This is a genomic window from Enorma sp. (assembly GCF_982429025.1).
On the sequence record NZ_CEWCAA010000090.1, the window covers coordinates 1 to 2,207 of the forward strand.

General features: G+C 63.4%; 3 protein-coding genes. 2 read left to right on the forward strand and 1 reads right to left on the reverse strand.

Annotated elements, in window-relative coordinates; translation table 11 throughout:
• The first annotated feature begins 155 nt into the window (after positions 1-155).
• Positions 156-545, forward strand: coding sequence for a hypothetical protein (locus tag AC1VS5_RS09550; protein ID WP_481218471.1), 390 nt, complete (start codon positions 156-158; stop codon positions 543-545).
• Between the two features lie 102 nt (positions 546-647).
• On the opposite strand, the gene AC1VS5_RS09555 is transcribed toward AC1VS5_RS09550, so the two are convergent.
• Positions 648-1,298: an HAD family hydrolase gene (locus AC1VS5_RS09555; protein WP_481218472.1), complete on the reverse strand. Its 651-nt coding sequence runs from the start codon at positions 1,296-1,298 to the stop codon at positions 648-650.
• Between the two features lie 128 nt (positions 1,299-1,426).
• Between AC1VS5_RS09555 and AC1VS5_RS09560 the strand changes: the two genes are divergently transcribed.
• Positions 1,427-1,912: an S-ribosylhomocysteine lyase gene (locus tag AC1VS5_RS09560; RefSeq protein ID WP_481218473.1), complete on the forward strand. Its 486-nt coding sequence runs from the start codon at positions 1,427-1,429 to the stop codon at positions 1,910-1,912.
• Positions 1,913-2,207 lie beyond the last annotated feature (295 nt).

Consider the following 2,207-nt stretch of genomic DNA (forward strand, 5'->3'; position numbering starts at 1 on the left):
GGCCGCCACCCCGCCGGCCCCCGCGCACACGGAACCGTGCACCGCAAAGCTTGGCAACGAACGCCTGTAGAGGTTCTTTGAAGCTGGGGGCTCTCGTTCCAGTAATTAGTTAGCTTTGGCTATCTTTTATTGTTCGACCAACGAAAGGCCCTACCATGACCCCGATACTCCTCGTCGAGATCATCTCCGCCCTTGTGGGGCTGGTTTGCCTGGGCGCGCTTACCGTTCGTTTCATCTGCGTACGGCTCAACCGCACGCAAGGCAGCGGTGCAGGAAGAGAGCGCACCCGGCGACACGCCGCCTGGGGAGTCGGCCTCGTTGCCGCAGCCGCGGTACACGGGGTGAGCGCCACGCTCTATGCATCGGGCGCGCATGCTGGAGCGTACGCGTGCGGTTGGGCGGCCCTTGCCTGCTTTGCTCTCTGTGCCGTGAGTATGACGCGCTTTGCGCACCTCAACGCGAGCAAATCGCGCCGCGCGCACCTTGGCCTTTTTATTGCGGGCGTCATCTTCTTTGCGGGACACGTCGTTGCTGCGCGCCTTTAGCAGCCACGACCGTCTGCCGCGTCCTGGATTCCCCTACGCCATCGATCTGCGCGCTATCCCTTTTCTTGCGGCAACTCCCCCAGGTTCGCGCCCCGAACGAGGCTACCCGATAAGCAGCGCCGGCAGCTCGCGCAGACTCTGCAAGATGCCCGCGCACGCTGAGCGCACGTCGGGAGTCGGCTCGGCCCATTCGGGCACCATGAACGTCACCATGCCGGCCGCGAGCGCCGCCCGTGCGCCATTCACGGAGTCCTCCACCGCTGCGCATGCTTCCGGCCTCGTGCCCAAGCGGCGCGCTACCTCGAGGTAGATGTCCGGCTCGGGCTTCGAGCGCTCAATCTCGTCTCCGCAAACCGTCGTCGAGAAGAACCGCGCCAATCCGAAGCGCTCCATGAGCGGCATCGCGTGCTCCCGCTCCGTCGAAGTCGCAAGTGCCACGGGAAGGCCGGCATCGTGGAGCGCCCTCACCGCCTCGAATGCCCCCGGGCGCATCTCAAGATCTTCGTCGCGCATAGTGAGAAACAGCTCTGCCTGGTGCGAGAACAGCCGATCAACAAGCTGCACATCGCCAACCAGCTCAATCACCATGGTGCGAGCATTGGGGATGCTGCAGCCAACGAAATCGTTGAGCATGCTATCGGGCAGAACGATGCCCATATCCGCCGCGGCCCTTCGCCACGATGCCTGACTCACCCGCTCCGTGTCCACGAGGGTGCCATCCATATCGAAAACCACTGCTTGCGGTGAGAGCATGCCGTTCCCTTCCTGAGATTGCGCTGTTTGGGCTCCGGTTATTCTATCAGGCGCAGCTTGAGGTGTGGCAACGCTACAATACAGGCCACAGGAGATGACGCCAACCCTCAAGAATCGCAGGAAGCACCATGGAGACTATTGCCAGCTTCACCGTTGACCACCTTACGCTCGAGCCGGGGATCTACGTATCGCGCGTTGACCGCGATCCCGCGACCGGCGCCGCAGTGACCACGTTCGACATTCGCCTGACCGCGCCAAACCGCGAGCCGGTCATGAATACCGCCGAGGTGCACACTATCGAGCATCTCGGCGCGACGTTCCTGCGCAATGACGCCGCGTGGAGTTCGCGCGTGGTGTACTTTGGCCCCATGGGATGCCGCACCGGCTTTTACCTTGTTGTTTTCGGCGAGGTCACGTCGCGCGAAATCCTGCCGCTCATTCGCGATCTTTTTGATTTCGTCGCCGGCTTTGAGGGAGAGATTCCCGGAGCTGCGCCCGAAGCCTGCGGCAACTATCTGGACCAAAACCTCCCCGCGGCGCAATGGTGGACACGCCGGTTCTTGCGCGAAACGCTCGAGGATATCGATGACGCCCACTTGGCATACGGGGCATAAAGCCGCTTCGACACCGTTTCTGGCCACACAACCGATTGCCCCTCGACGCCTGCGCGCGTTGCTCGTCACGCGTGCTAGACGTGGCGCCCCACGCGCTTGCCCGTTGTTGCCCTCGCTGCCGCGAACACGCCGTCTCGTCCCGACATCGCCGCGCGTTCGAGCGCATTGTCCCTCGCTGCCGCGCGGACGCCCGCCCCCCACCGGCGACCGCGCGCCCGTCCCGCCTCGCTTCTTACCGCCGCGAGCGGTCCGTTTTAACCTCTGCCCGCCGTTTTTGGCTAAAAATGTCGATTTA